Annotated in this window: 30 protein-coding genes; 11 read left to right on the top strand and 19 right to left on the bottom strand. The window is 59.4% G+C overall.

Going from position 1 to position 24,541, the window contains the following annotated elements; genetic code table 11:
- Positions 1 to 604 precede the first annotated feature (604 nt).
- From QCE79_RS31920 to QCE79_RS31895, 6 genes are all read right to left on the bottom strand, one after another.
- Complete coding sequence (locus QCE79_RS31920; RefSeq protein ID WP_309851108.1) at positions 605 to 1,732, bottom strand: CAP domain-containing protein; 1,128 nt, start codon at positions 1,730 to 1,732, stop codon at positions 605 to 607.
- Between the two features lie 213 nt (positions 1,733 to 1,945).
- Positions 1,946 to 2,317 (bottom strand): hypothetical protein, encoded by a 372-nt coding sequence (locus tag QCE79_RS31915; protein WP_309851105.1) that lies wholly within the window; start codon positions 2,315 to 2,317, stop codon positions 1,946 to 1,948.
- 3 nt (positions 2,318 to 2,320) lie between these two features.
- Complete coding sequence (locus tag QCE79_RS31910) at positions 2,321 to 2,491, bottom strand: hypothetical protein (RefSeq protein WP_309851102.1); 171 nt, start codon at positions 2,489 to 2,491, stop codon at positions 2,321 to 2,323.
- 28 nt (positions 2,492 to 2,519) lie between these two features.
- Entirely contained in the window at positions 2,520 to 3,716 is a 1,197-nt protein-coding gene (locus QCE79_RS31905) for a FlhC family transcriptional regulator (RefSeq protein WP_309851099.1), read from the bottom strand.
- Positions 3,717 to 3,772: 56 nt separating this feature from the next.
- Positions 3,773 to 5,008, bottom strand: coding sequence for a hypothetical protein (locus QCE79_RS31900; protein WP_309851097.1), 1,236 nt, complete (start codon positions 5,006 to 5,008; stop codon positions 3,773 to 3,775).
- Positions 5,009 to 5,299: 291 nt separating this feature from the next.
- A complete protein-coding gene (locus tag QCE79_RS31895) occupies positions 5,300 to 5,980 on the bottom strand; it encodes a nuclease-related domain-containing protein (protein ID WP_309851093.1) in 681 nt (226 codons plus the stop codon).
- A 383-nt stretch (positions 5,981 to 6,363) separates the two neighbouring features.
- Here QCE79_RS31895 and QCE79_RS31890 point away from each other — a divergent pair, with 383 nt between their 5' ends.
- The 6 genes from QCE79_RS31890 (at position 6,364) to QCE79_RS31865 (ending at position 10,225) form a co-directional block, all read left to right on the top strand.
- Positions 6,364 to 6,663 (top strand): hypothetical protein, encoded by a 300-nt coding sequence (locus QCE79_RS31890; RefSeq protein ID WP_309851091.1) that lies wholly within the window; start codon positions 6,364 to 6,366, stop codon positions 6,661 to 6,663.
- A gap of 108 nt (positions 6,664 to 6,771) precedes the next feature.
- The gene (locus QCE79_RS31885; protein WP_309851086.1) at positions 6,772 to 7,206 is read left to right on the top strand and encodes a hypothetical protein; all 435 of its coding nucleotides are present in this window, start codon (positions 6,772 to 6,774) and stop codon (positions 7,204 to 7,206) included.
- Positions 7,207 to 7,216: 10 nt separating this feature from the next.
- The gene (locus tag QCE79_RS31880; RefSeq protein WP_309851084.1) at positions 7,217 to 8,002 is read left to right on the top strand and encodes a hypothetical protein; all 786 of its coding nucleotides are present in this window, start codon (positions 7,217 to 7,219) and stop codon (positions 8,000 to 8,002) included.
- 11 nt (positions 8,003 to 8,013) lie between these two features.
- Positions 8,014 to 8,553, top strand: a complete 540-nt coding sequence (gene ssb, locus QCE79_RS31875; RefSeq protein ID WP_309851269.1) for a single-stranded DNA-binding protein — start codon at positions 8,014 to 8,016, stop codon at positions 8,551 to 8,553.
- A gap of 254 nt (positions 8,554 to 8,807) precedes the next feature.
- Positions 8,808 to 9,890 (top strand): primase-helicase zinc-binding domain-containing protein, encoded by a 1,083-nt coding sequence (locus tag QCE79_RS31870; protein WP_309851267.1) that lies wholly within the window; start codon positions 8,808 to 8,810, stop codon positions 9,888 to 9,890.
- A gap of 110 nt (positions 9,891 to 10,000) precedes the next feature.
- On the top strand, positions 10,001 to 10,225 hold the full coding sequence (locus QCE79_RS31865; protein WP_309851080.1) for a hypothetical protein: 225 nt from the start codon (positions 10,001 to 10,003) through the stop codon (positions 10,223 to 10,225).
- 69 nt (positions 10,226 to 10,294) lie between these two features.
- Here QCE79_RS31865 and QCE79_RS31860 read toward each other — a convergent pair whose 3' ends face one another.
- The 4 genes from QCE79_RS31860 to QCE79_RS31845 all read right to left on the bottom strand — a co-directional run bounded on the left by QCE79_RS31860 (position 10,295) and on the right by QCE79_RS31845 (position 12,152).
- Positions 10,295 to 10,531 carry a hypothetical protein gene (locus QCE79_RS31860; protein ID WP_309851077.1) on the bottom strand — a complete coding sequence of 79 codons (237 nt, stop codon included), beginning with the start codon at positions 10,529 to 10,531 and terminating at the stop codon, positions 10,295 to 10,297.
- Positions 10,518 to 10,670 (bottom strand): hypothetical protein, encoded by a 153-nt coding sequence (locus tag QCE79_RS31855; RefSeq protein WP_309851076.1) that lies wholly within the window; start codon positions 10,668 to 10,670, stop codon positions 10,518 to 10,520. Before QCE79_RS31855 ends, QCE79_RS31860 begins: the two co-directional genes overlap by 14 nt.
- 127 nt (positions 10,671 to 10,797) lie before the next feature.
- Positions 10,798 to 11,124: a hypothetical protein gene (locus QCE79_RS31850; protein ID WP_309851074.1), complete on the bottom strand. Its 327-nt coding sequence runs from the start codon at positions 11,122 to 11,124 to the stop codon at positions 10,798 to 10,800.
- Positions 11,121 to 12,152, bottom strand: a complete 1,032-nt coding sequence (locus QCE79_RS31845; protein ID WP_309851071.1) for a PRTRC system protein D — start codon at positions 12,150 to 12,152, stop codon at positions 11,121 to 11,123. The genes QCE79_RS31850 and QCE79_RS31845 overlap by 4 nt, the downstream gene beginning before the upstream one ends.
- A 1,985-nt stretch (positions 12,153 to 14,137) precedes the next feature.
- Between QCE79_RS31845 and QCE79_RS31840 the strand changes: the two genes are divergently transcribed.
- The gene (locus tag QCE79_RS31840; protein WP_309851069.1) at positions 14,138 to 15,316 is read left to right on the top strand and encodes an integrase domain-containing protein; all 1,179 of its coding nucleotides are present in this window, start codon (positions 14,138 to 14,140) and stop codon (positions 15,314 to 15,316) included.
- Positions 15,317 to 15,408: 92 nt separating this feature from the next.
- On the opposite strand, the gene QCE79_RS31835 is transcribed toward QCE79_RS31840, so the two are convergent.
- The 9 genes from QCE79_RS31835 to QCE79_RS31795 all read right to left on the bottom strand — a co-directional run bounded on the left by QCE79_RS31835 (position 15,409) and on the right by QCE79_RS31795 (position 19,738).
- The gene (locus QCE79_RS31835; RefSeq protein ID WP_309851064.1) at positions 15,409 to 15,549 is read right to left on the bottom strand and encodes a hypothetical protein; all 141 of its coding nucleotides are present in this window, start codon (positions 15,547 to 15,549) and stop codon (positions 15,409 to 15,411) included.
- Between the two features lie 82 nt (positions 15,550 to 15,631).
- Positions 15,632 to 16,297 (bottom strand): Lar family restriction alleviation protein, encoded by a 666-nt coding sequence (locus QCE79_RS31830; protein WP_309851061.1) that lies wholly within the window; start codon positions 16,295 to 16,297, stop codon positions 15,632 to 15,634.
- A gap of 121 nt (positions 16,298 to 16,418) precedes the next feature.
- Positions 16,419 to 16,814 carry a hypothetical protein gene (locus QCE79_RS31825; protein ID WP_309851058.1) on the bottom strand — a complete coding sequence of 132 codons (396 nt, stop codon included), beginning with the start codon at positions 16,812 to 16,814 and terminating at the stop codon, positions 16,419 to 16,421.
- A gap of 55 nt (positions 16,815 to 16,869) precedes the next feature.
- Positions 16,870 to 17,181, bottom strand: coding sequence for a hypothetical protein (locus QCE79_RS31820; protein WP_309851056.1), 312 nt, complete (start codon positions 17,179 to 17,181; stop codon positions 16,870 to 16,872).
- The gene (locus QCE79_RS31815) at positions 17,182 to 17,721 is read right to left on the bottom strand and encodes a hypothetical protein (protein ID WP_309851053.1); all 540 of its coding nucleotides are present in this window, start codon (positions 17,719 to 17,721) and stop codon (positions 17,182 to 17,184) included.
- A gap of 113 nt (positions 17,722 to 17,834) precedes the next feature.
- Positions 17,835 to 18,416 (bottom strand): DUF1173 family protein, encoded by a 582-nt coding sequence (locus QCE79_RS31810; RefSeq protein ID WP_309851050.1) that lies wholly within the window; start codon positions 18,414 to 18,416, stop codon positions 17,835 to 17,837.
- Positions 18,417 to 18,420: 4 nt separating this feature from the next.
- Entirely contained in the window at positions 18,421 to 18,963 is a 543-nt protein-coding gene (locus QCE79_RS31805; RefSeq protein ID WP_309851048.1) for a DUF1173 family protein, read from the bottom strand.
- Positions 18,944 to 19,273 (bottom strand): hypothetical protein, encoded by a 330-nt coding sequence (locus tag QCE79_RS31800; RefSeq protein ID WP_309851045.1) that lies wholly within the window; start codon positions 19,271 to 19,273, stop codon positions 18,944 to 18,946. Before QCE79_RS31800 ends, QCE79_RS31805 begins: the two co-directional genes overlap by 20 nt.
- Before the next feature lie 39 nt (positions 19,274 to 19,312).
- Positions 19,313 to 19,738: a hypothetical protein gene (locus QCE79_RS31795; protein WP_309851042.1), complete on the bottom strand. Its 426-nt coding sequence runs from the start codon at positions 19,736 to 19,738 to the stop codon at positions 19,313 to 19,315.
- 521 nt (positions 19,739 to 20,259) lie between these two features.
- Between QCE79_RS31795 and QCE79_RS31790 the strand changes: the two genes are divergently transcribed.
- From QCE79_RS31790 to QCE79_RS31775, 4 genes are all read left to right on the top strand, one after another.
- A complete protein-coding gene (locus tag QCE79_RS31790) occupies positions 20,260 to 20,961 on the top strand; it encodes a hypothetical protein (protein ID WP_309851039.1) in 702 nt (233 codons plus the stop codon).
- 141 nt (positions 20,962 to 21,102) lie between these two features.
- Positions 21,103 to 22,803: a class I SAM-dependent methyltransferase gene (locus QCE79_RS31785; protein WP_309851036.1), complete on the top strand. Its 1,701-nt coding sequence runs from the start codon at positions 21,103 to 21,105 to the stop codon at positions 22,801 to 22,803.
- Positions 22,797 to 24,221: an SNF2-related protein gene (locus QCE79_RS31780; RefSeq protein ID WP_309851033.1), complete on the top strand. Its 1,425-nt coding sequence runs from the start codon at positions 22,797 to 22,799 to the stop codon at positions 24,219 to 24,221. The genes QCE79_RS31785 and QCE79_RS31780 overlap by 7 nt, the downstream gene beginning before the upstream one ends.
- Positions 24,222 to 24,470, top strand: a complete 249-nt coding sequence (locus tag QCE79_RS31775) for a hypothetical protein (protein ID WP_008343155.1) — start codon at positions 24,222 to 24,224, stop codon at positions 24,468 to 24,470.
- The last annotated feature ends 71 nt before the right edge of the window (positions 24,471 to 24,541 follow it).

Genomic DNA, 24,541 nt, shown 5'->3' with positions numbered 1-24,541 from the left:
CCGGTTGCGATCCCGGATATTCATGGCAGAAGATCGGTGTGAGGTATCAGTGCGTCACGCCGCAGCCTTCGTGCCAGTATGGGTTCGCTTCGGGCCCTGCATGGAACGGAAGCGGATGGATTTATTCATGCAATGCGCCGCCTCCGCCTCCGCCGCCGGTGATCCAGCCTCCTCCGCAGGGGGGCGGTGATGATCCGGTTGAGGTCGCGAAAGCCAACTGTGCTGCTCGCGCATTGCAGGACGGAATCACACTGGGTCCTTTGACGAATCGCATTCGGTACAGCTCCCGTGGCTATTCGCAGTGGTACTACAACAACTCTATCGGCACCAAATACTGGACCAAGTCTGACGGTTACACCCGAAGCAATGTCTATGAAGTCGTCTGTACTACGGATGACGCCACTGGAGCATGGGCCAACGTTGGCGGGGCCGGTCCCTACGCTGTTTTCCGGAACGAGGACTGCATGACCGGCGGTGGAGCTTGCGGCGGCTGACCAGCCCAAAGCATTCGGCACTCACAAAGGCAAACGCCCCGCAAATAGCGGGGCGTTTTTCTTGCATCTTAGGTTAGTGCGATAGCGCGTGTGCGCTTCGCTGAGACGGGTTACTGGCTCTGCTGAGCGGCGGCTGTCGTGAAGCTCCAGGAAGTGGAGACCGGCGCACCGTTGCGCGCACCCGCGAACGTCACGGTATAGGTCGTGCCGGCCTTGAGAGCGGTCAGCGGGAGGAGAACTGCAGTCCCGCTCGGCAGCAGATTGTTCGGATCGGCAACGGTCGGTGCCGTTGATCCAGCCACCGCCGTAGAGCGGACGAGCACACGGGCCGCAACCGCCGCACCCATGATATCGGTCAGCGTGTATTGGCTCACCGTCAAAGTATCAATCCCATTTGCCGCCTTCACACGAACCAGGATCGGACGTCCCGGCGCCGGCAAGTCAGCAGCCGGATTGGGAGCCTCAGCGCGCATCGCCAAGGCAACGCCGGTTTCATTGCTGTAAGGCGAGTGGACGACCGCTGTTTCGGAGATTTGCTGGCCGCCAACCGACGAATAACTGTTCGAGCTGGTGGGCGGACCCGAAACACCAGTGGTCGTGCCGAAGTCGGTCGTACAGGCATACAGCGGATACGTGGAGGTTCCCGGCGTGTAACCGATGCCGATGGTCTGCTGCGTAAAGGTGAGATCGACTAGGTGATAAACCGATGCAAGCGCTTGCCCGATGCAGTCAGCGGCGTCTGCCGCTTGCGTCCCGCCAGGCACGCCGGCAGCAATGTTCTCGCCAATCCACTCTGTCGTCGGAACCCCGGCCTTTTGCGCGCGAAGCAGTGGCGTGTCGCCATAGTAGTTTGCGTTGCCTGCCACTTCGTCGTGACTCAAGGACGTGAGCACGCCGTTGGCAAGGTTGCTAAAGAGGTACAGCGAGTGAGCCTGCGCAGAGGTGTCCAGAACCGGATCTTGGTTGAGCATGCCGACACCCATCCCGTTGCGGTAGGCGTTCACCTGATTGAATGCAGCAAGCTGGAAGGAGTTCGCAACGTAGCTGGGCGTGTTTGCCGATGTTTGCGGGGCGACCCCGCTGGCCGGCTGCGTTGTTGCTGGCGAGCTTGCGCCCGTAGGCGGAGTGGCCGGCGAGGTAGGGTTACCGCCACCACCACCACCACCACCGCAAGCAGCCACCAGCAGCGATGCAGCGATCGCGGCCATCGAGAGTTTGAAGTTTTTCTGAATCATCATTTGTTGTTTCCGATCTAGTGGTTGCAGTCGCCCCCGCGATCTGCTTACTTTCATCTTATCGAGCGGTGTTCGAAGTCAAGGCGTCTTGGAAGTCCGTCTCGAAACCGCTTTCCTCGTTAGGGAATTGCCGTTGGCCAATGGCGGCGCAGGCATTGTAATACCCCAGTAACGGGTTGAAATTCCGCGCCGTTGTTTGATCGCACCCGTTTGCTATCACTGCTGTCCGCGGGCTCGAAGGTGCTTCATCCGCAAGCCGATAAAGACGACGCCGAGGACCGCAGCAACGGCGACGGGCTGTGTCGCGCCGACGGAAGAGAGAAGTGCGGACCCGCCCCAAAGGAGAATGAGGAAGGTCGCGAGCGCGCCGAATGCCTTGCTTTTCGACACGGCCGCGAACTGCCGCTTGCCTGACCCGAATCTTTGCGCGAAGCGAACGTTGCTTTGCTCAAGGTCGAACGCGTCCTGCGACTGCACCGTTGCCCGATCTGCGCGGTAGTGCCTTTCGTACCGTTGGAATCGGGCGTCGCCGCGGCCCTCAAGCCATGCGGCGACGCTGTCTGGAAAGAGGTAAGCGAAGTCCTGCATGGCTCAGTGCGTCACGTCAGAGTGAGATTCGATCGCGCCGATCGCATCGGCAATGCACAGACCATCGGCCTCGCCGTAGTACGCGCGGGTTTGAAGGTCGAACCAGCCAAACTGCACGCGGCCGTCGCGTGAGAAAACGACGCGTCCAGCTTCGACGCTAAACTGTTCGGACATTAATCGACTCCCTCCGTTGTGGTTATCGTTACTCGTTCTTTGACTTTGCCTGCTTTTTGGCGGAGCGCGACTTAAGACTGTAGCTGCAGCCCGGACAGAAGAAGTCTTTCGCCAGTTCGATCCTTCCTTGCTCGTTGGAGAGGATGTACTCCGTCTTACAGGTCCGGCACGGGGTCATCGTTAGCCGGGAGTGGATCGCCATTGCTCGGGTGAGGTGGATCGCGCGGTCGGGGCTAATGGCCAACTCTTTGCCGAACATCTTCTCGGCGACGTCGATAGAGGCGATAAGCGCCTCAGGGATGTTGCCTCCGTTGGCCAGCGCCGCGCGATAAAGCCATGCCAAGAACGTTCCCTGCAGGCGATGTGTCGGGTGCTCGACGTACCAGATAAGCGACGTCGGGTTGCAGCCGCACGGTGAACTGACGCCGTGGATCTCGCGGTAGGTGTTCCGTGCTTTTGTTGCGTTCAGCGTGAACAGATTGGTCGCAGTTGCAGCGCGGCAGCCTTGTGTCATAAGCGCCCGCGCGTAGACATCGCGTTGTGCCCGGTCCAGCCGAAGGTCTGACCACGCGTGCTTGAATGGCAAGGTGGACGGCGGGAGCTGAGCCGTACGCATGAGGTAATGGGCGACCGCCTCGTTTGACAGCCATCCCGTGCGGTATTCTGTCCAGAACATGTTGTCGTCGAACCGCCATCTATAGAGCGGGAACTTGATCTCGCCGATCGCCGATTGGATGCGACGCATCGGCAGGCCCTTGAGGTAGTGCGCGAGTTCGAGCGAGAGACCTAGCAGCGGTGCCGCCAGGACGTTCATGTGCAGCACGTCCTTAAGCAGCGTCACATAAGAGCTGTTGTTGTGAAATATGTCCCGGTCGGTCATGCCATCGACTTCGGGCATCTTATCCGTCAGCTCTTCCACCTTTCGCGAACGCAGGACGCCGTTGACAAACGTATCCCAGTCTCTAGGGTCCGGCAGGGTAGGGGACAAGGCGAGGAACGGCATGTTCATCAGCGTCGCCTTCGGATCGGCGTGCGTGTCGAACAGTTCCATGTTGTCCAGCGATAGGCCCAGCACGCCTTTCGCGTCGGGATACCGCGCAAGCACCTTGTGCATGGCGTCAGTGAGCGAATAGTTTTCGCGCTGGATCTTTTCGGCCAAGAAAGCCGGTAAGGCGATGTTGGTCTCAATCGCGTCCAGAGTATTCTTCGACATTGTCGTTTTCATTGTTTCTATTCCTGTGCGCCTTGCGGCGCACGTCCACGTGGTCGGCCTCAGCCCTTTTACTTAGCGAGCCATGCGTCGAGTTCGCTCTGCGATTTGCGCATCATCGCGGACAACGTCTCGAACATCGGGCGGTGCTCGGCAGGGCTGTCGCTTGCCTTAACGGCCAGCTGCGCTGCGGTGAGCTTTCCAGCGAAGGATTCAAATGCGGCGGAAACGCCTTCCATCGTCTTTTGCACCTTTTCCGCGGCAGCGAGCGCAGCCTTGGCTTTCTCGCGGTTCTTCTCGACCTCGGTTACTTCTTGCTTCAGTGCGTCCAAGGCTTGCGTCGTCTTCTTGAATTCGGCTGTCTTCGCCTCCAACGCTTCCGACAGCGATGAGAATCCGGGGGGGGTTACAAGAACCTCCTTCACCTGAACTTCCGGCTTCTTGTTCATGACCTCATCGAGCAGGCGGGCGATCTCCCTGTCCTTATCTGCGAGGTCTTTCTGCATGTCGCTCATCCCCGCGGTGCGACGGTTGTAGAGGTCGTCCAGGCCGTCCAGTTGCTGCTGCTTTGCGGCCAGGGCCCGGGCCTTGGTGTCCAGTTCATCCTTAAGATGCTGCGCCTCGCGCTGCGCAAGGTCGAGTGCGGTCTTCGTGTCCTCAAGGACGGACGTCACGTTGTCTACTTGCTTTTGGCTATCAACGAGCGCCTTTTCTTGCTTTTGAAGCGTGTCGAGGAGCTTTTTCACGTCTGCGCGTTTCATGTCGGGCTTGCTTTCCTTCGCCAGCATGATCTCGTTGATCTGCGCGTCGGTGACGTGTGCTGCGGCTAGCATGTCGAGCTCGCCTACGTTAAAGATGCGGATTGCCTCTTCGTTGTTACCAAAGCGTTCCCAGCATCGCATGTACTGGCGGGCTGCCGACTCCTTGATCTTCAGCGAGCTCTCAAAGAAGTTGTACGCCATGCGCGCGGCTTTGCGGTGGATCGAAATCGAGTCGCCGCCCTTAGCCACCATATTGTTACGGATGAGGTAGTGGGCGTGAAAAAGTTGATTGCCTAGCGCAATCATCTCTGCGGAGATGCGTTCCCGCGACTCGGAAACGGCCATCATGGAGTCCGTCAGCTTCGCGACAAGCTCGTCCTCTCCGCCAAACGAGTCTTTCGCGGCTTTTTCGATGGTGGCCCGGGTGATCCCTTTATTATCGTCGCGCGGGACGATGAAGTCGGACATGGAATCGTCACCGAACGGAACCGGTAGATTGGGATTGAACTTATTCGGAACGTTTCCGGACGTCTCGCCTGACAGCATTTTTCCTCTCCGTTGTGTGCAGCGCTGACGGGCGCTGCCCTTCATGAGCGGGGCTCTCATCCCGCAAACCTATCGAACGATCGATCATCTAAGTAACCAATCGTAAATTCTCGTTACACCGTCGGAGAGTGAAAAGACGCATATTTCCACCCCGTTTCGCGCCGTCGTGCGCAAACAAAAGCCCTACAAGCGCAGGTAAGCAATCGTTTAACGGTTCAGATGTGTAACACTTTAACGTTTATGTGGAATAAATTTCCTAGACAAGGGCTTGATTTCGGTCGAAAGTTTTGGTTAAGCGTCCACCCGCGCCTTGTGGGCAATAAGAGCGTTTGCTGAGTTGTCGGCGTACATCAGCACGGCCGCCGTGGCGCGACGGATGTCCACCGGCGATCTTTCTTTGAACGAATCGCGCTTGAGTCGCAGCCAGTAGGGCAACTCCTCCAGCGATAGCAGATCGATCGGCAGGTCCCGGTGAAGCACGGCCGTGGGCGATGTGAAAATGCCGGCACCGGCAACCGGCCACATGCCTGGCAGTTGTTCACGAAGGAATCGGAGCTTGGTCCGGTTCTGCGCTATTGGGCAGCGCCTATCCTCCGTTTCGCCGTGGTGCGAAGTTCGGGTGAGATTCCCGGGCATCGCTGACGGCGCAATGTGCCCGGACCAGTTTTTCGTCTCAAAAACGAAAATCCCGAAGGGCGTGATCGCAAGGTGATCGATCTCTGCCGTGGGAAAGGCCGTCCCCGGTGCGTGCTCGATCACCAACGGACCATCGTGCAGATAAAACTCCTCGCCGCACAGGCAGCGGAGGGATTTGCGCAGCTTCGCCTCCGTCGCAGCCTCGCCAGCAGCGCCGATCGCGTCCGCCCAACGTGTCGCTGTGCGCGCCGAATGCGAAGTGCGCGAGCAACGCCGTCCTTTAGACCGTCTATATAGGTAGTAGCCGCCGACGGCGATCAGTAGTTTGATAAGCATGTGCTGGCTCCCTGGTATGTATGCTCCAAGCATGGCAGGGCATGCGCGAAGTCAAGGCCGCCCGGCTCGCAGTCACAGATGCGTCGAAAAAAGCAAAAGGCGGTATGAAATCGGGAGCTTTCGAAGGCACACACCTCGCTGGCAGAGCGTAAATTCCCATCTATCCCCGCGTCCACGACGCATCGAACCGAGTTGCGCATACCGATAGGCCGCGCGCTCGCATCCCACTTTCCCTGCTTTGAGCTGCTTCCGCCACGCCTTCATTCGAGCCATGACGAAAGCGTCTCTCCGCGCGCCGTTTTTCCCTGCTCACTCGAGCATCGAAAATCATCCAGCGCTGTATAGGCTGGACATCCCCTAGTGCGTCTTTTTCCGGAGAGAAAATGCCGAAGCAGTTGGTTATGAAGGCGATGAAGTCGCCCGGCTGGTTGGTCGCTGTTTGCTTTGCCCTGTGGCTTGCTGCGCATTCGTTCTTCGCCTTTCTGTTTGTCTCTACCACCGTCGCTGTCTGGATCAAGAGATCCATCAAGGCGGCGCTGAAAGAGGAGAGAGCTGAGGATTCGAAGGCGCCCGCGCACGCCGTTGTCGCTCCGGCTCCCGCCGACGCCAACGTCACGCCCATCAAACGTCAGTACGCCAAGTCCGCAGTGGTCGTTCCACTTAAGACAGGCACCGACAACTAGTCGCTACGCCTGAATGTCAAGACTGCCCGCACGGGCGGTCTTGACCCCTCACCCCAACGGGAAACCATCCCGTTGGGGGCATGGGTTCCCGTTCCTTCGGAGATTCCCATGCAAGCAGAAGTAGCCGCATGGCAACTGGACATGTTCGGCGCTCCCGAAGCACCGATCACACGCGTCCAAGCCAAGCCCGATCCGCTGCCCGATCCGCACCTGTGGAGCGGGGCCGTTAAAGACAAGATGGTCGACGCGTTGATAAGTCTCGCGACTGACAGCAGACGCGGCGACAACATGCCCGAGTCGTTAATGGACTGCGCTGCGTTGTTCAGCGAGCGACTCAAAAACCGAAAAAAGATGGAACTCGAAGACTATCGGGCTACGCTCGGATGGGTCATGGAGTTCTGGATGGGCGCCTTACCGTATCGATTCGTGTGCCAGATCAACGGCGTCGATCCCGAGATCCTGCAGGACGTCATTCTGAGCAACCCTTTGCTCAAACGCGACATGGAAGAAGTGCGTCGCGAGTGCTTCGGCACGCTGCTCTAGGAGGTCGACTATGAGCACATCAACATTCGGCCGGCTGCTGGGAACGCTCTTCGGAGTGCAGTCGGCGACGCAGGCCCGGAATAGCTACCCCGCAAAGCAATCATCCCCCGTCGAAGTCGGAAAAGGCGGAGCGAACGAGCGGCACATCGCGATCGCTGGTCAACCGATGCTATTTCGCGATGAGGGCGATGTCGTGGTGCAGTTTCGCCCGGCGTTCGACTATGAGCTACGGCCAACCGCAGTCGGAATGAAGCTGATTCCGGCGCTCGCTCCGCACTGGGAAGTGCTGCGAGAGCACCAGGGTCCGCTCACAGAAGCGATTGCGGCTGCCGTCCGGGAAGTTCAGCCGACAGAGACGCCCTCCGAGCGTTCCGTTGCGCCAACCCGCCCAGCCGCCGCGAGCGACGCCCGACCGACAAGACAAATTGTCGAGACCGTAGCGTCGTCGCCAGCGCGGGCCGCCGAGCCATCACATCGGCCCAGTGAGCGCGCGCGATATGGCGTGCTCAAGGAGTGGGGCGAGAAGGAGTTCCCCGACGGCAAGCGACCGGGGCGGACCTACGAATCCTTTTGCATCACACTCGAGCACCGTACAGGTGTGGACGTGCTGCAAGGCGAGGGTCTTCGCGACGCGATTGCAGAAGCACATTGCAAAGTCGGCGATCGCATAGAGGTCAGACGCCTTGGCAAGATCAAGGTACCTGCCGTCGATAAACGTGGTCGACCCAAGCTCGACGCCAGCGGCGCGCAAGTGCTGTGGGACAAGTGGCTTTGGTCGATTTCCAAGAAATCTTAAAGGAGCTTTTTATGGCATCAGTAAACAAGGTCATCCTCGTGTGCAACCTCGGAGCCGACCCGGAAACGCGTTATCTGCCGAGCGGCGACGCGGTGGCAAACATTCGACTCGCAACGACCGATCGCTACAAAGACAAGGGCTCGGGCGAAATGAAGGAGCAGACCGAATGGCATCGAGTGTCATTCTTTGGTCGGCTGGCTGAGATCGTCAACGAGTATCTGAAGAAAGGCTCGTCGGTGTACATCGAAGGCAGAATCCGCACGCGCAAGTGGACGGACCAAGCCGGGCAGGAGCGGTACTCGACGGAAATCGTCGCAGACCAAATGCAAATGCTCGGCGGCCGCTCTACGGGCGATCGTTCATCCAATGACGGGTTCGAGAGCCAACGCCCTGTACGTCAAGAACGTTCGCAGCAGCCGCGATCGAGCAACCCTGCGCCGGCGAGTCGCGAGCCGCAATCGACATCGTATGGTGGAGGCGGCGGCTTCGCAGATGATGACGACATACCCTTCAGGGCGCATCTGATGGGCCGCGAGTGGGCTGCGATCTAATCCCGTAACACCTCACCTCGCTTCCTGTTTCTTCTCACCTTCGTTGCTTCGTCGGACCGGAAACGGTCGGCGAAGCCGCGAAGCGGCTCTTCCTGCGCGACGCGCCCTCTCTGTCGCTACACCCTGCCTTTCGCTTCCTCTGCTGAAAAAAGCCGCCCGGCGTGCTCGCCTCGCGCGAGGCGGACGGCTTTTTTGAGCACGGTTTCACCGCCTGTTCAGGCATCGACCTCAACCACACCACAACTGGAGTGACAATGAATGTAAAGGACGTCAAGCTGTCCCCGGAACAGTGGATTGCGTTGCTCAAGAAGTATGGAGTGCCCGCAAGCTCACTGACTGGGAAGGGCGCACCCTGTCCCATCTGCGGCGGAAACGACCGCTTCACCTACGACAACAACCGCGGTCGCGGCGACTGGGTCTGCCGCAAGTGCAACGACGGCGACCGAAAAGCCGGCGACGGCTTCGAGCTCATTTGCAAGTCCGCCGGAATGACCTTCCGCGAACTCATGGTCGAACTCGAGGGCGGCAGCCTGGCCGATGCACGGCAAAACCGAGCACAACCGGCAGCCCCGGTGCCCGGCCGAAAGGTCGATCCCGAGTGGGCGCGCAAACGCCTCGACTCGATGTGGGGTCGAGCGACGCTGGTCGGTTCCGACGGCCTCGTTCCGCGGTACCTGCGCGAGCGGGTGCCGGGTCTGACAGTGGGCCCGTCCCCGGCGCTGCGCATGGCGATGCTCGATTACCGCCACGAGAAGAAAGTCATCGGTCAGTGGCCGGGCATCCTCGCTCGTTTCACGCTGCCGGACGGCCGACTCGGAACGCTGCACCGAACGTTCCTTGAACGCTCGAAACCTGCGAAGGCGTCGATCGTCACTAACGATGGCGAGATCCTTCCATCCAAGCTGAACGACGTGACGCTTCATAAGCTCAACGGCGGCGCAGTCCGGCTGATGGATCCAGTCGATGGGGAAATCGGCGTCGCGGAAGGTCTCGAGACGGCGTATGCCGCGCTCATGCTCTTCGGCGTGCCGGTCTGGTACTGCCTGAATCGAATCCTTCTCGCCGATTTCGTTGTTCCGGACGGTCTCGGAATCCGCGTTGTCCACATCTTCGCGGACTTCGATGCGGTCGATCCCCGCACCGGTAAATCGCCGGGGGTCGATGCCGCATTGAAGCTTGCGAAGCGGCTGCGAGCTGAAGGCTACACGGCTATGGTTCACCGGCCTAAAAAGCGGGAAACCGATTTTGCCGACGAGTGGTGTGCATCTCAGGCAGCGCATCGCCCGTCCGTTCCAATGGTGGTACGCCGCGACGAACGTGAAGCACTGCACGTTTGAGTATTTGATTCGCGGCCGCCTGGCCGCTAACACGTAACTTTTTGCCCGGTGGGGATTCGTCCCCAACCGGGGCCGCAATCCGCCCGAGCTTTTCCAATGGAGAAGAGGAAATGAGCTTTAGCATGATTGTTGGCCGGTATGAAATCGTCGCAACGTCCGGTGTCGAGAACGGCTCGGTCAGAGTTGGAAAGTCTGAGGCGGAAGCCTACGATGTGATCGACCGTAAACGAGGCGGTCATGCCCGAGTGGAGAAGCAGGGCGTCACGCTGGACACTGCTTGGTTTTACTGCATTCGTCGACAGGCGAGCGCACAAGGTGTATCTCTGCTGCATTGATGCCCCGTGAAGACAAAAGCCCCGACCGTTTGGTCGGGGCTTTTTTATTTGGCGGCTAGGAATCAGCGACTACTTGTAGCGCACCACGTACCACAAACGCCACCGTAAGACGAAAAACGTAACCTTCAGGAACGGAACGAGGATGCCAGTTGCCCAACACATCACGAATGCACTGGACCCGATCAACACCTGAGTGAGGCCGCTCTTCGGCAGGTACGCACAAACCCACATCACGAAGAAAGACGCCATCACGATAATGATGCGTCGCGTGAAAAACGGCAGCGCCATGAATCTAGCGTACATCATCGGCTCCTTCGGCTGAGCGGGACAAGGCGCGATGAAACAGATAAGCAGCCTCCCACGCAGCCAGTGCGGCGGCCACAAAGATCCACATGCGAACGCCGCGCGTCCAGTCGGCGTGCGCCAACATTTCTAAAAAGCCCATTTCTCCCTCCGTCGCCTTTGCAGGCCTGAACTATACGTTCCTATCTTGTCAGCATTCTCGCATTGTCAAGCGGTCGCGAAGAAAGCGGTCGAGAAGAGCACCGACGCTTTTGCTGTTGGCGGTGTCATCACCCCAGGTTTAGATTTTCAGCCAGGAATGCGTAGTCGAAGTCTGGCTCGCCGTCGCCGACGGGTTGACTCGGTGCAGCTGTAACGACCGCGTCGCGTGCGGACGTAAGAATCGTTGGGCCGGCGATTGGCTCCCCGGTCGCAGCCGGCGCAGCACGCGTCCCCGGCTGGTAGCTGACCGAAACGTTGCCCCGCAGCGCATCTTCGGCAAGGCGCTTCAACAGCGCCGCACGCTGCCTCGGGTTGGAGATCGCAACCAGAGCGTCGAACAACGCTGGCGTCACTACTTCGCTGATTGTTACCTTGATCTCCAAAGCGCCTGTCATGCGGGCACTCCTTCCTTGCGCTTCTTATCGCGCAGCATCGTTGCCTCGCCAGCGGCAAGAAACCCCTTGACGTTCGTGAAACACGGATCCGGCATGTGGTCGATCCTCAAATGCGGAAAACGCGCTTGTATCTCGGACTTGTAGAGAGCCGCACCCCCACCCGTGAGAACGATTGAGCGAATATCCACGGTGTTTTTCACACCCGCTTGGATCGCTTTTACCGCAGCGTCTATGACCGTTTGCGCTCCAGGCAGGAACTCGCGAAGGTCGTAATCGTTCCCGTTGAGCAGCAACGTGGACCCGGTGCGCAACGCCTTATCGATCCGCTCAATTCCCTGAGTGTCGATATGCAGCTTCTCTTTGATGACAGCCGCGATAGCCTCGTAATAGTGAGAAGCGCCGCTGTGATGACCTCCGCTGCGCTCTTCGTCGATCGTCAGCCCCGTCGCGACTACCCAGTCCGTGGTGAAGTAGCCAACGTCAATAATGAGGTGCGGGTCCTCTTTGTCGAACTCGTGATAGCGCGAGAAGTTGACCAATGCACCCAGAGGCTGCGGCAGCACTATGACGCTTCCGACATCGAAATCCACCTCGCCGAACGCATTTTTGCCGGCGAAGGCACTGCGCAAGTGCGCAACGTGGGTGTGGAAGTTGCGCATCGGCAGACCGAGGACCAAGCGGTCGACCGATGCAATGTTGGCGAAATGAAACGCGCCTGCCAGCAACGCGGCATAGCTGGAAGTCGTGCAGTAGTCGTCGTTGAGCGTCGCGCCCGCATCGCCGTTGCGCGAGCTCAACAAGACGCCCGGACCAACCTGATAGCGCTTACCTTCGACCTCCACGGCAATCGTCTTCGGCGTCGTGATCAATCCGGCGCTCTCCTTGGCGATCGTATGTGCCTTGTACGGCGGCGTCAGCGACGGAAACATAAATGTTGAGACGTCTGATCCATTGCGAAAGGCGACCTTGGTGTTGCCATATCCAACGTCGACAGCAAGGACGGGCGCATGTACTTTCATTGCGTTCATTCTCTCTCCAGAGCATTTCAATAGGCCACACTCATCTGCCCGTTATCTGACAGAAAAGTGGCAGATAGGCGGTGATGATGGCGTTCTCTCTGCCAACGTCCGGATAACTGTCAGACATCTCCACCTCAACGGTGAGAAGCAAGAACGGATGCTGGGCCTTGCCTCAATCTGTTAGTTATCTGGACGAATTCGGTGAGAAAAGTCCACGTCACACGCGTCCAACTCTACAGATCGACACAGAAAGTCAAGGAAGCAAAAGATCACTACATTTAGGCAGCTTTCGAAAAATGCGTTGGCATCCGAGCGGCTAATATTCCAATCACCAACCGCGCGACCAGCGCATCGACCTCCTATACGGACCATCGAGGGGACCGCTTTGCCTAGCGAAAATCCCCTCTGTCACAGGCCGCAAAATCATGCGGCCTTTTTCTCAATCAAATCAAACGCACCGTGAGCCAAGTTGAGGAACACGGACACGCGATATCCATTGGGTTTGCGGGCAGTTCAGCCCGAGAAAGCAAGTTGAGTCGAGGTGCGAGCGGACACGGACACAGTCTGCTGCTGCGATCACCGACGCATTCAACGAGCATGGACGCATCCTTACAGCACACGAAGCTGGGTACGTTGCATGAGGCCCGACACACCGCGGCGGATTCAACGCGCTTGGGGATGGGGGAGCGAGCAAGCCAGAAAGGCGACTGCTTCCTGTACGGAAGACGAACGGTCGGCGCAACCGGAACAAAACAGCGCAAGAGCAATTACCGAGCAATTGGCCTCAGCGCATCAGTGCTAAGGCCGGCGCGGTAGCCGTAGCAGCGGCACAGCCCGATCGCGAAGCGAAATGCTCGCGGTTGGACTGCCGGCAGCAGCGGGGAGAACAATCAACGGCGAGAGGTTCCGCGAAGCGGACCTGCGTTGATGTCTACCGGCAGCTAGTCGGCGGCGGTCAACACGCGAAGCGTGAGATCGGCAGCACGCAGCAACACGGACGGTCGATGCACGTCTCTTCCACGTGCGGGGCTGATCGAATGGAATCGCTAAAGGCGAGGAAGGGTGACCCGGCGGGGTGACGCGGCGCGCTGCGCGAAGAGACGAGGAGATAGGCTCCCTGCGGTTCTCGCCCGGCGACAAAGGGATCGGGCACATGTAAGTGTCCGCGGACCAAGCGCAGATCAACGAGGAAACGATGCAGGAGCCGTTGGACGTATTCGTGCTTCGGAAGGCAGTAACGGGCTCATATATTGTCGGCTCGTACCACCGCGTCATGGGACCAGTTTTCCTAGACGTATTCCACTCGGTCGAACGGCATTACAGGCTGACGCTGAACCTAGATCGGGCCCATCGCTTTGAGCGCAATACGGTCGACATAGATGCTTTTCTATCGAAGCTCGACGAGAGCGATCACGAGTCTGGCGTGGCCACCGGCGAGGTTGCCTCGCTATCCAATAACTTTTCCGTCACCCGGGGGCCTTGGCTGAGTGGGCACGAGCCACCCCTTGGATAAAAGTTTTTGCACCTGCGCCGCCGCTGTACTTGCGGGCATTCGGAGCGGGGATCGAGCGTAGCTCGCCATGGACGCGAGACATTGCGCAAGCACACCGCTTCAGTGCCCGAGAAATCCTGCTTGAGCCGTGGCTGAGGAGGATCGAGCCGCATGGGCGGTTCGTCTCGCTGACGGCGGGTGGCGCCGCCGCGACAGGTGCGCATAAAGCCGCCCGGGAGCCGTGGGTCAATCATCCGCTTGAGGCTGACCTAGCGTGGTCCATGTGGCAGTTGTCCGTGCAATACGGTTTTGACGATGTGAGCGCGAGACGATCTGCGCTTAGGCACGCAGCGGCGGCCGGTTGGGAATCTGCGGCCGCAGGCGTGATTGAGATATCCGGCCATATTGCGCGGTCGCCCGAGTTGCGCCAATCGTTCGAGACAGGACGGGCGCTCTGCTATGCAACTAATCACTTGATCAGGAACGCACAGGGGAATTGCTAATGTCGGTCACCGTCAACGTCCGCTCTGAACTTCGTCGCTACAATTTGCCAGAGGACTTCAAAATCGAACTGGAACGGCTTCTTGAGGACAACGTCGCTCGCGTGCACAGCCGGACTCGCGTGAGTAAAAACTCGCTGTCGTTGAAGACACAGGCATATCGGATTCAGAAGATCTGCCACGCATTCGTGGAGCTTCGCGAGAACGGATACGCACTGAAATCTCCGTGGGCCCTGAAGCAGAAGCACGTCGAGGCACTTGTGGACATCTGGGTTCGTAAGAAGCTGACGGGCGGAACAATCGAAAACAAGCTGACCTATCTTCGCGCACTCGCCGATTGGATGTACAAGCCAAACCTGATCGGCCCGTTGGAGAGTTATGTTGACCGTAAAGAGCACGGTCTCGTGCGCTCGTACATCGCCACCGAGGACAAGTCGTGGGCCGGCAATGGAGTCGATTCGATCGAGAAGATGGCGGAGATCGCACATACCGACAAGTATGTGGCTGTACAACTCCGCCTGCAGTTGACCTTCGGTTTGCGCGTCGAGGAAAGCTTCCTCTTGCGCCCTCTTGAGTCAGTCGGCGATGACGGGATGCTTCGCGTCACTCGGGGGACGAAAGGCGGTCGGAACCGGGTCGTTCCGATCGGTGACGGCCTAGACGTACTGAAGGAGGCGGCAGCCCTGATCAATCCGGTTTCCAAGACGACGATCCCTCTGGGATATACGAAGCAGCAGTGGAGAGACCGGTTTTACCGAGTGCTCCGCAAGCACGGCGTACGCAAGAGCGCGCTCGGAATAACTGCCCACGGCCTACGACATCAGAACTTCCACACGATGTACGAAGCGCTGGCAGGCGTGAAAGCGCCGGTTAAGGGGACAGGCGAGATTGCGCCGAAGGAGCAGCACGAGGAGGCCAGGCGGCAGGTGGTCGAGGCGGCCGGTCATAGCCGTCCATCAATAGCGAACGCGTACCTGTCGACCCATAGAGTGCAGCAGCAAAAGGCGCCCGACGTCACATTCGATCAGGTGTGTGATGCCATCGCTAAGTTCAACGGCAACAAAAAAGCTGCTGCGAACTTCCTTCAGATCTCTAGGCAGAGCGTCTATCGAATCCTGGAACGTAGCCGGGAGTGTGCCAATGCAAGAAGACCCGGGTTGTCACACGCGGAAAATTTGTGATTGTCATTTCTTTTCAATGACTTGAACGGAAACGTCTCGCGCAAAGTGAATTATCACTGATAATGCCCTCGCTCCGGGTCCCGCGTTTTGGCTCAATTCAACAGCCAATCCAATGACCGGCTTGTCATAGCGTGATAGGTGAGAATGGCGGCCAAGGCGAGCGCCACCGTGAGCTGCGGTGCGAGCTTTGCGCGCAGGCGGTAAGCGGCGCGAAGGTAGTCGATGGGGGACATGCGTTTCCTGTGGTGGTGGGTTGCTGCTGGCGCCGAACTGGCCAGCACCAAACCAGTATGGACGCATAAGCCGCAAGTCAAGTTACCAGCGATTGCGGTCCGGCAGATCGTCAACTGCGAGGTTCACGCTGTTTTCGAAACTGCCCTCATCACCGCCCGTCGCAGGAATGCGCGGAAACTGAATCGAGGCTACGCCGTCGATGTAGACGCGTTTCGCAAGTTGCTGGAGCTTCCGGTATCTCGCAGCATCGTTGAGCACTGTGTCGACAGGCCAGAAATCGCTCAATGTGATCTTGCTGTCGACGATTTTCGCAGCCAGCATGGCGAAAATTGGGCCGCGCTTCTCCCAGTCGCCCTCCGTCCGTGCCAATAGGTTGATCAGGAACGGGGCATCTAGGGCGCTGACTTCTTTCCTAATCAGCTTGAGGAGATCGCCTTCCTTGGCAGGCGGGCGCCGCGTCCGAGCGTTCCAGATCGTCCCCGCCTTCTCCAGGGCCGCGTGCCGGTCGTCGCCGATTGCGATCCAAGGCGTTTGCATACCGCAGTCTTCGCAAAAAATGCAGCAAACCTTTTCTTGCGGGATCGCAAATAGCGAGCGCGCTTCGAGGTCGTTAATCTGCGGAGCGGCTCGGTCGTCGGCGTTCAGATAGTCACTCGCGGGCGCCGACAGGCGCTTCAACAGCCGGTGCGAGTAGCCAAAGGCCCATTTTCCGCCGCAATGGTCGCAGGGGAAGAGCTCGTCAGTCATGGCAGCGTGGTCCGGGGCGTTCGCCGATCGTCGGCGAAAAGGGTGTGGGCGGATGCATTATAGCGACGCTCGTTTACCGCCAAATTAGGAAACAACCCCGAACTTTACAACAGCTTTCAGACTACGCGGCGACGCGGTTGGCGGCGATTGCGTTGTAATCCTCGTGGCTGACCAAGCGGATAGGCCTCAAAGATGGGGCGTCGAAGAGTAACCGATACGATCTGCCAACGGGAACCGATAGGAGCCTGCCGGCGGACGACTTCAGGAATTTGCCGTCGAGCGAGAAGGGATGGATTCCGTTGCTGACCTTCGCGAGAAGGTCGCGTGCCTCGCGTTGAACGGACGACAGATGACGAACCATCGACAGGTCGATGGCGTCGTCGGCAGTCGAACTTCTTTTCGCCGCGCGCTTTTGTTCCATCGCGAGGCGTTGCTCGGCTTTCTCTTTTTCTGCGTTGGCGCAGGTGTGGCAGAACTTCCCCTTGCCGGTGTGGCCGCATGCAAACGACTGCTTCATGGTGCTGGTGCACTGTTGTTGCTGATAGCCTATTGCACCACCGATTGACGCTCCGTCAAGTCTCCGTTGAAGGCTGTTTCGGTGCGCTTTTCAGGTTATCGATGGCGTCGAGCGTCTTGGAGAGCTCGAGAATTCGCGAATCAGCAAGAGCCAGACGATTGTTGAGGTGCTCGATGTGCGAGAGAGCGAGACCATACTGCTCAGCGAGCATTGAAAGCGCGGAGAAGGGTGCCACGGCCGTGCCGCAGTCAGAGCAAGAGACGGTGCCGCCGTGTTTGTCCAGCCGAATATGACGATGCGCGCAGTCGTTGCCGTCACTGCGTGCATCGCTGGTAGAGAGACGCGTAAATGGAAGGATGTTGCTCATTCAGGAGTCAACGAGTGGCGCCGCGCCGGTAAGTGGGCCACCCTCGATTTCGCCGCGTAGGTTGTCGGGGAACAAAACCCGAGCAATTCTCGCATCTCGCCGATAGTGCCGCTCAACATTATCAAGATATCGCCGAAAGGCTGCGTCGTCGGTGAGACGCCCTTCAATCGAACAATGCGCGAGCCGTAAATCGGTCGGCGTCGACGCGTGTTGTTCAAGTGCACGGGCATGTCCGCCATCCGGCAGCCACCACCTGTTCCAACGAACGGTAAAGGCTAGCCAGCTACGTGCTGAACTATCGATCTCTGCCCACGACGCCCGGAAGTCGAGGATCGCGCCAAGCGTACTGAAGAACACCATGCGCACATGGGTGCCGTCGGCGGCCGCGACAACGATCTGCTTGCGCCGCTCATCGACCGGGTCGATCGGACTTGCCATTGCGAGCGCTGGGTAGCTCACCTGCCATTCGGCGTCGCGAGCCGTCGTGTGTTTCAGAAAGAACGAGTTCGAGCTCACGTGTTGTATCGAGAAGTTGAACATGAGGTCAAGGTATCGCGGTGATGCCCGCTGTCAAGTCAAGCGGCGTCCGGCAGTCGTACCGACGCTAGTTCTGCCGGTGGTATCCACTCGACACAAGGCGTTGCAGTGCGCGCCTACCGCGCCTGCTTTTCCTTTTTGCGCTCAAGGTACTGCGGGTTGCCCTGCATGCCATAGACTTCGATCGCGGTCAGGGCCTCGGTGTCCGTCAGTTGAAAGTCCGGCAGCAGTGCATCGCCGTTCTCCAGCCTGAGCGGCTTGGTAAACCGACGGCGCTCCGCGACCAGCCGGTTGGCCATCGCGACTTCGTAGCTGGAGTCGCAAGGTAAGAAGCTGCTGTTGCACAACTGCAGGGCGATGTCGACGATTCGAAGATTCCCTTCTTTTGTCCGCTCGATGACCGCTAACACCACGATCCGCGCGCTCGCGTCGCCGACCATGGCCCATGCAGATCGGAATGATGCGGCCGCCATCTCAATCAACTGCTTTGAGGCAAAGAAGGTCCGCTTCGTCTGGCGGAGCGTGACGGCGAAGCCATACTTGGAAGCATCGACCGTGCGCAACTCGCCAAGGACCAAGCCACGTTGCGACGCCGTGGGCGTCGTTTCAATCCGCCCGAGAAAGTCATCGAACTCCGCGACGATGGATTGCGCTTCGTTTTCGTCATAGCGACGCATGACATGCAGGACGCTCTGCATCGGCTTACCGTTGAGTTTGCCGTCTCCAAGCGGCGACGAGGTGAGCGTTGCATTGCCCCCAACTGCGCGCAGAGGCACCCGTCCAGGTATGCAAATCTGCCTCGATCCAGAGACGCTGCAGGAAGCCGAGCAGCGGCGCTGCACGGCGCGTCCTGCCGGTGCCTGAAGTGTTCGCGGACAGGCGGGGAGAGCTTTCGACTGTTTTGACAAATAGGGAGGCGTCGAGCTTGACGTTCAAACCCGCAGGCGTCTGCTGGATTGCATCAGCGGCGTCGGACTTGCTCTTGCCGGCCGCAGCGGCCGCCGCATAGAAAGGACACTGCGAGTTGTGGCGGGGCCCTTCGTCGGGCCATCGCGCAAGATGGAAAAGCGCGCCGTAGCGACGAACTACGAGACGCAGCGGTTGGCCCGCACTCGCGGAGTTGCATCGACACGCCGCATAACCCGGCGACTTCTTGGCACGCTCAAGCTGGCGCGCGTAGCGTGCCGGGCTGTTCTGAACGTCCTCAAGCGAAACGGTGAGATTGTCAAAGGAGACGTGAACCATGTCTTTCGGCCTCGCGCAGGGTGGAACGCGCCTGGTGGCTGGGGACCTTGTGAACATGGGCGCGAGTGCCCAGCAGTTTGGCCATCTGGCGCACGCTCAAGCAGAACTGCTCTGCGTTGAAAGTGCTGGGAAACCGAACGCCGACGGTCGACACAGCGCCAGGAGCGGCATAGTCACGAGAAAATACCGAGCCAGCGCCGATCAGTGCGTCCAGCCATGAGTCCGGGAATCCAGCGGCCGGCTCTGCATCTGCCCGTGCGCCTGCCGGGTCATCTCTGATGTCTTCGAAGCTGATAATGATGAGGTCCATCGTCCTTAGTCACGGGCGAAGAGGCGGATGGGAGCTGCCTCAGTTGCAAGTTGGTGCTTTCGCCAAAGCCTTGTCACAAAGGACGAGCGCGCCCATCGCCGCGACGACTCCTGTGTATACGAGTGCGATGAGCAGTGCGGCCAACCTCTTTTCGTTGCGCGCTAGCGCTTCGGCGCGGACGTTTTGCGCCCTCGCGAGGTCGACACGCTGCGAATCAAGCGCGTCGTCGAACGACTGACGGTCGCGAAACCCATAGTTTTGGAGCACAGTCGCCTGCGCGTTGGCCGGAACATGCGCGAGTGCATCAGAGACGCCGTGCATGCGCTCTACGAGGCCTGTGCCTGCAACGACCGGTACGGCTGTTCGCTCGAGTTTGAATCCGTAGACGACAAGGCCGATCGCCGCAACCGAGGTCGCGCACGAAGCGATGAGGACGGCAACAGTAGCTATGTGACTCAGTTTCATGTGCTCATGGAATCGTTGACGCGGCTAGCGCAGTTCACGATTCTCGCGATCGGCGACCCATTAGCGACGGAGAAAGGTGCGTCGTTTCGAGCCCCTTTTCGATTCTCCGTGCGTACAAGTAGTTGAGCCGAAATTTCTTGCCGGCAAATTGACCGGAAAGCTATCGGTTTTAGGGGGTCTTTCGCCAAACGCGCTTCATCATGATGAAGCCCCCGGACCGTGAGCCCCGAGAGATGTGAGGGTGAGTGAGCGTCGCGGTGACGTGTTATCCCCAGGGTTATCCAGAAAAACTGGGGATAACTGAAATCGGCTGGCTGAAGAGGCGCTATCAAAAGCTCGCCTTTCCCGGCAACGCGGCGACGTCATGCAGGTATCGTTGAACCATCACCCGCGCGTCCTAGCGCATCGACTCTTGGCGACGCTCATCGCCGCACCCACAAGCATCTACCTTAACCCGCAGGGGCATGTCCCCAAGCGGGCGTGCGCCTGCTCATTTCATGGAGTAACGCATGTACACGCAATTGATCGAGCAGTTCAAGACGGCACAGACGACCGCAGCCGCGGCCTATCACGCTATCGTTCAAGCGGAGCGCGACGTCTTTGCTGACGGACTGACCGAGTATTCGGCGATGGAAGTCCGAAGCGAATACAAAGTCGAGCGCGAGCTCAACACGTTCTGCCGACGGCTGCTCTCGCGGCTTGTGATGGAGGCAAGCCGAAAGTTCGATCCCCCCGGCGGCAGAATCGAGATCGATCAGAGTCGCGAACTCGACCGATGCGGCCTCGATATCGAAGAGGATCTGAGGAGAAACAAGATCCCTGACTTAGACGGCTTCTGGCAACACCTCGAGCGAACGTTCGGTGGTGAAGCTGGCGAGCGCGTTGCGTTCGAGCAGGCAGCCAAGGCCATCATCAACGGCTTTTGGCTTAAGCCCGATACCGAGATCAAGCGCACCAGCAGCGCGGTGATTCTCGAAAAGCGCGTCACTTCGCAGTCGTGCTTCCATTCGAAGGGGCAACGCGAGGTCTATTACTCCTCTCAGCAGGCGGTCGCCACAACCTTCGACGGCTTGGCGACTTTCGCGGAAAAGCATCAGTTCGGCGCGCTGGCGATGCAACTGCGCAACTTCAGCGTCCACCGACTGACTTTTTCCACTCGCGAGAAGTTGTCGTTCGCAGGCTGGAGATCGCGCTGTTCAACGACAAATGGCAGTTCAAGTTAGCTCACGACGTGGGTGACGCGTTGTCCCTCTTCATTAGTGAGTTTGGCGCCAAGTACCTCGCCTCGCGCGACCGGTACTGAGGTGTCCACCATCTCATCCTTGACCCGCTTCGGCGGGTTTTTTCATTTTTAAAGGCAAATCATGCAGAGAGATCTGTTTTCGTTCGAGCCGGATTGGTATGAGCCGTTGCGTGCGATCAGAAGTTTGGGATCGCAGGCGCCGTCGGTCGCCCATCAGGGCGAGCTGGCCGCGGCACGGCGTCAGCACCTCGGGCAGTTTTTCACGCCCGACGCCATTGCGGCGTTTATGTGGAGCTTCGTGAGCGGCTGGAAGGTCAATCGGCTTATCCGCATCCTGGATAACTCGGTCGGCTCCGGCCGGCTGCTTCAGTACGCAGACCCGGAACGCCATGCCGTGTACGGCGTCGACGTCCACGATGACGTCATCCAGCAGTGCCAGAAGGTATTTGAGGACGCGGGGTTTCATTGCGAGTTCCGGCAAGCCGGTATGGAAGACATCCATCCCGCGCGCTTCGATATCGCACTGATCAACCCGCCGTTCTCACTCCATCTTGAGTCGCCGCATCTGCAGACGCTTGAATGCACGACGTGGGGCCGGTACGGCGCGTACACCAGCGCGTTAAGCCACGACTACGCCGTGCATCAGGCGTTGGAGGCGGCGAACATCGTCGTCGCCCTTCTGCCGATCGCGACCGCCGAGTCGATGGTTGGGGGCGAGCAAGGAGACCGTTTGAAACGCCGCGCGGCAGGGCTGTTCGAACTTCCGGCGGACGCATTCAAGCTTGAAGGCGCGAACGTGCGCACGGCCGTGGTGGTGTTCGACCGCTACCGCGATCGTCCCTCAGACTTCGTGCGTGCGGCCGTCGAGGACCTGGGCAAGCCCGGCCCAGACCTCGGGCTGCACTTCGAGGAGCGTTCCTTCGGGGAAGCTCGGTTGCGGCTGCAGAAGCTCGATGACAGCGTGCCGTTCATCACGCGTGCTGTGACGGGCGACAAGTCGGTCAAGGTGTCGCACGATGGCCGGCGCATTCGCTTGTCCTTTGCGTGTGGCTTCAACGAAGCGATGGTGCACAACGCGATTCTTGTGAAGCGCATCTACTCGCGCGACGGCCACCGGCTGCCGCGCGGCTTCCGTTACTCGGGCCAAGGCTTGCTTGATATGGAAACGTATCTGGTGCAAGACGATCCGGTCGCGGCCTTTGGTCAGTTGCTCGATCGAATCCGCAGCGTCGGTGGCAAGCCGCAACTCGCGCCCGGCTTCATGGAGCACTTCCGCAGACGCATGCGGCGTAGCGCGCGCCAGGCAATACCGCTGAGGCACGTGGCGTGGACGACCGGTGCCGGATCGCGAGATCAGGTGTCGGGCATCGCGAAGGGGACCCACAAGGTCGACGCGACGCGCTGGGCCAGTCCGCTCATCAAGGCGGGCGATGAAGTCCAGTTTGATCGCGAAGCCGACGGGCGCTACCGATACGCGCTACATGGCGTTTGGTATCACCTGTCGGTTGACGAGCTCAATGCGCGGTTTGCGGTGGAGAACGTCAGCGAGGGATGGGAAGTGGTGCACGAAGGTCTGTGCGCGCGCTTTCCTGACCAAGCGGCGACGCTAAGGTCGCGCGTCAAGGCGCTCCGCGTCGATCAGTGGCTCGACTGGGAGTTTCAGGTTGATGATCTGATCGAAACGCTGCTGAAGCCGACCGGCTGTGTCGTTGCGTGGGAGCAGGGCTGCGGCAAGTCCAGGCTTGCGTTGGCGCTGATCCTCGTCTCCGGGGTGAAACACGGCTCATCGTCGTTGAGTCCCGGCTCATCGAGGAGATGTTGAAGGAGATCGGCCAGTTGCCTATCGCGGCCGATCAGGTGCAGGTGATCGAATCGGCGGCGGATCTTGGCGACCTTCGACGGATCAACCTCATCTCGTATGAGCGTCTGCGTATGCCGGTGGACAAAGCCGCATCTGCGCGCGTGACATATGCGCATCGACTGCGGCGTCGCATCGGCCTGCTGGTGGCCGACGAAGGCGAGCGCCTCGCCAACCCTACGAGCGATCAGAGCCGCGCGCTTTGGCAGCTTTCGGCGCGGCGACGGTTCGTTTTGACGGGAAGTCCCATCCCGAACTACCCGAGAGATGCGTTTGGTCTAATCGCGTTTTCCGGTGGTGACGGAACGGCGGCTCAACCTTATGGCTATCGCGTGGGCTATCTCGAGCAGAACTGGATCAACTCGGTGGAATACGCGATGCGCGGCGTCGATCGATTCAGGGATGACTTCGTGGTGCTGGAGTGGGTGACGTGGCAATTCGCGGAGAGCCTGCAGGATGGGGCGAAACGCGAGGTGCCGAAGATCGGCAATTTGCATCTGTACCGGGCGATGCTTGCGCCGCACATCAAGCGGCGGCTGGTCGCAGAGCCTGAAGTCTCGCGTTATATCCAGATCGAGCCACCGGAATTTGAGGTGGAAACGGTTGACTGGGATCGCGTGCATCTGGCCGCGTATCTGCGCGCTGCTGACGAGTTCGCTAATTGGTATCGCTCATCGCGTGATGACAAGAAGGCGTGCAACCTCGTGACGATCCTCGCTCGTATCCGCGCGGTTCACTTCGCCGCCAACTATCCGCAGTTCGGGATGGAGGGCGTAGAGTACATCGGTGGGCTGACGAGCAAGCAACGCGCGATCGTGGCCCGGATGAGAGCGATTGCGGCCGAAGGCAAGCAAGCAATCGTGTTCGCCGAGAACCCGGGCGTGCTCGATCTTCAGGCGCGCGAGCTGGAAGCGCATGGTGTGCAGACGGTCCCGTTTCATGGCGAGATCCCAATCAAGCGTCGCGTGGCCGATAAGGACAAGCGCTTCTTGGGCGGACTGGCAACCGGGCTGATGGCCACGAAGGCATCGGGCCGCGCCGGTTACAACCTGCCGAACGCCGACTACATCCTCTTCTACGACCGATCGTGGACGTGGCGCATCGAGTATCAGGCGATGCGGCGCGCGCTGCGATGGAACCGGAAGGGCGTGTTGAAGGTGCTGTATTTCCACTTGCCGGGCAGCATCGACGAGTATCAGGACCAAATGGTCGCGCACAAGCGTGATGCGACGCAGGCGGGGCTGGACTGGGCGACGCCGGAACTGGAAGACGAGACCTTCTTGCACATGGATTCTCTGCTGGATCGCTTCGTTGATGACCTCGCATTGCTGGCGGCGGAGACGTCCGGTGACATGCGCAAACTTTTGAAGGAGGCAGCGTAAATGCCGAAAGACTCAAACGTGTATGTGGTGGTCGGGGAGGGCGTCGTCACGGTTAAACGTGAAGGCTCCAATCGCGCGGTGCTGGCGAACGTCCTCGGCAAAGTACAAGTCGATGGCGTCGAGGTGCTGTGCCTTGACCGCCTCGTTCATGAAAGCCACGAGCAGCAATTTGGCGAGTGGACGTTGGCAGGAGCGGTCACGACCTTGCTGTCTCGATCGCTGCCGCCCGCGAATGGCGCGGCGGCATGAGACGTAGCGGCATCCTCGGATGCCGCTCGTCATACCCTTTAATCACAACCCGGCTTTCGAGCCGGGTTTTT

Source organism: Caballeronia sp. LZ003 (genome assembly GCF_031451465.1).
GTDB lineage: Bacteria > Pseudomonadota > Gammaproteobacteria > Burkholderiales > Burkholderiaceae > Caballeronia.
The sequence above is the reverse complement of the archived record's forward strand: the minus strand, read 5'-3'. Positions and strand labels throughout refer to the sequence as shown.

Bases quoted from the DNA above. Each gene is read 5' to 3' on its own strand.
- QCE79_RS31920 (WP_309851108.1), bottom strand. From the start codon at position 1,732: ATGATGATTCAGAAAAACTTCAAACTCTCGATGGCCGCGATCGCTGCA.
- QCE79_RS31915 (WP_309851105.1), bottom strand. From the start codon at position 2,317: ATGCAGGACTTCGCTTACCTCTTTCCAGACAGCGTCGCCGCATGGCTT.
- QCE79_RS31910 (WP_309851102.1), bottom strand. From the start codon at position 2,491: ATGTCCGAACAGTTTAGCGTCGAAGCTGGACGCGTCGTTTTCTCACGC.
- QCE79_RS31905 (WP_309851099.1), bottom strand. From the start codon at position 3,716: ATGAAAACGACAATGTCGAAGAATACTCTGGACGCGATTGAGACCAAC.
- QCE79_RS31900 (WP_309851097.1), bottom strand. From the start codon at position 5,008: ATGCTGTCAGGCGAGACGTCCGGAAACGTTCCGAATAAGTTCAATCCC.
- QCE79_RS31895 (WP_309851093.1), bottom strand. From the start codon at position 5,980: ATGCTTATCAAACTACTGATCGCCGTCGGCGGCTACTACCTATATAGA.
- QCE79_RS31890 (WP_309851091.1), top strand. From the start codon at position 6,364: ATGCCGAAGCAGTTGGTTATGAAGGCGATGAAGTCGCCCGGCTGGTTG.
- QCE79_RS31885 (WP_309851086.1), top strand. From the start codon at position 6,772: ATGCAAGCAGAAGTAGCCGCATGGCAACTGGACATGTTCGGCGCTCCC.
- QCE79_RS31880 (WP_309851084.1), top strand. From the start codon at position 7,217: ATGAGCACATCAACATTCGGCCGGCTGCTGGGAACGCTCTTCGGAGTG.
- ssb (WP_309851269.1), top strand. From the start codon at position 8,014: ATGGCATCAGTAAACAAGGTCATCCTCGTGTGCAACCTCGGAGCCGAC.
- QCE79_RS31870 (WP_309851267.1), top strand. From the start codon at position 8,808: ATGAATGTAAAGGACGTCAAGCTGTCCCCGGAACAGTGGATTGCGTTG.
- QCE79_RS31865 (WP_309851080.1), top strand. From the start codon at position 10,001: ATGAGCTTTAGCATGATTGTTGGCCGGTATGAAATCGTCGCAACGTCC.
- QCE79_RS31860 (WP_309851077.1), bottom strand. From the start codon at position 10,531: ATGATGTACGCTAGATTCATGGCGCTGCCGTTTTTCACGCGACGCATC.
- QCE79_RS31855 (WP_309851076.1), bottom strand. From the start codon at position 10,670: ATGGGCTTTTTAGAAATGTTGGCGCACGCCGACTGGACGCGCGGCGTT.
- QCE79_RS31850 (WP_309851074.1), bottom strand. From the start codon at position 11,124: ATGACAGGCGCTTTGGAGATCAAGGTAACAATCAGCGAAGTAGTGACG.
- QCE79_RS31845 (WP_309851071.1), bottom strand. From the start codon at position 12,152: ATGAACGCAATGAAAGTACATGCGCCCGTCCTTGCTGTCGACGTTGGA.
- QCE79_RS31840 (WP_309851069.1), top strand. From the start codon at position 14,138: ATGTCGGTCACCGTCAACGTCCGCTCTGAACTTCGTCGCTACAATTTG.
- QCE79_RS31835 (WP_309851064.1), bottom strand. From the start codon at position 15,549: ATGTCCCCCATCGACTACCTTCGCGCCGCTTACCGCCTGCGCGCAAAG.
- QCE79_RS31830 (WP_309851061.1), bottom strand. From the start codon at position 16,297: ATGACTGACGAGCTCTTCCCCTGCGACCATTGCGGCGGAAAATGGGCC.
- QCE79_RS31825 (WP_309851058.1), bottom strand. From the start codon at position 16,814: ATGAAGCAGTCGTTTGCATGCGGCCACACCGGCAAGGGGAAGTTCTGC.
- QCE79_RS31820 (WP_309851056.1), bottom strand. From the start codon at position 17,181: ATGAGCAACATCCTTCCATTTACGCGTCTCTCTACCAGCGATGCACGC.
- QCE79_RS31815 (WP_309851053.1), bottom strand. From the start codon at position 17,721: ATGTTCAACTTCTCGATACAACACGTGAGCTCGAACTCGTTCTTTCTG.
- QCE79_RS31810 (WP_309851050.1), bottom strand. From the start codon at position 18,416: ATGCAGAGCGTCCTGCATGTCATGCGTCGCTATGACGAAAACGAAGCG.
- QCE79_RS31805 (WP_309851048.1), bottom strand. From the start codon at position 18,963: ATGGTTCACGTCTCCTTTGACAATCTCACCGTTTCGCTTGAGGACGTT.
- QCE79_RS31800 (WP_309851045.1), bottom strand. From the start codon at position 19,273: ATGGACCTCATCATTATCAGCTTCGAAGACATCAGAGATGACCCGGCA.
- QCE79_RS31795 (WP_309851042.1), bottom strand. From the start codon at position 19,738: ATGAAACTGAGTCACATAGCTACTGTTGCCGTCCTCATCGCTTCGTGC.
- QCE79_RS31785 (WP_309851036.1), top strand. From the start codon at position 21,103: ATGCAGAGAGATCTGTTTTCGTTCGAGCCGGATTGGTATGAGCCGTTG.
- QCE79_RS31780 (WP_309851033.1), top strand. From the start codon at position 22,797: ATGTTGAAGGAGATCGGCCAGTTGCCTATCGCGGCCGATCAGGTGCAG.
- QCE79_RS31775 (WP_008343155.1), top strand. From the start codon at position 24,222: ATGCCGAAAGACTCAAACGTGTATGTGGTGGTCGGGGAGGGCGTCGTC.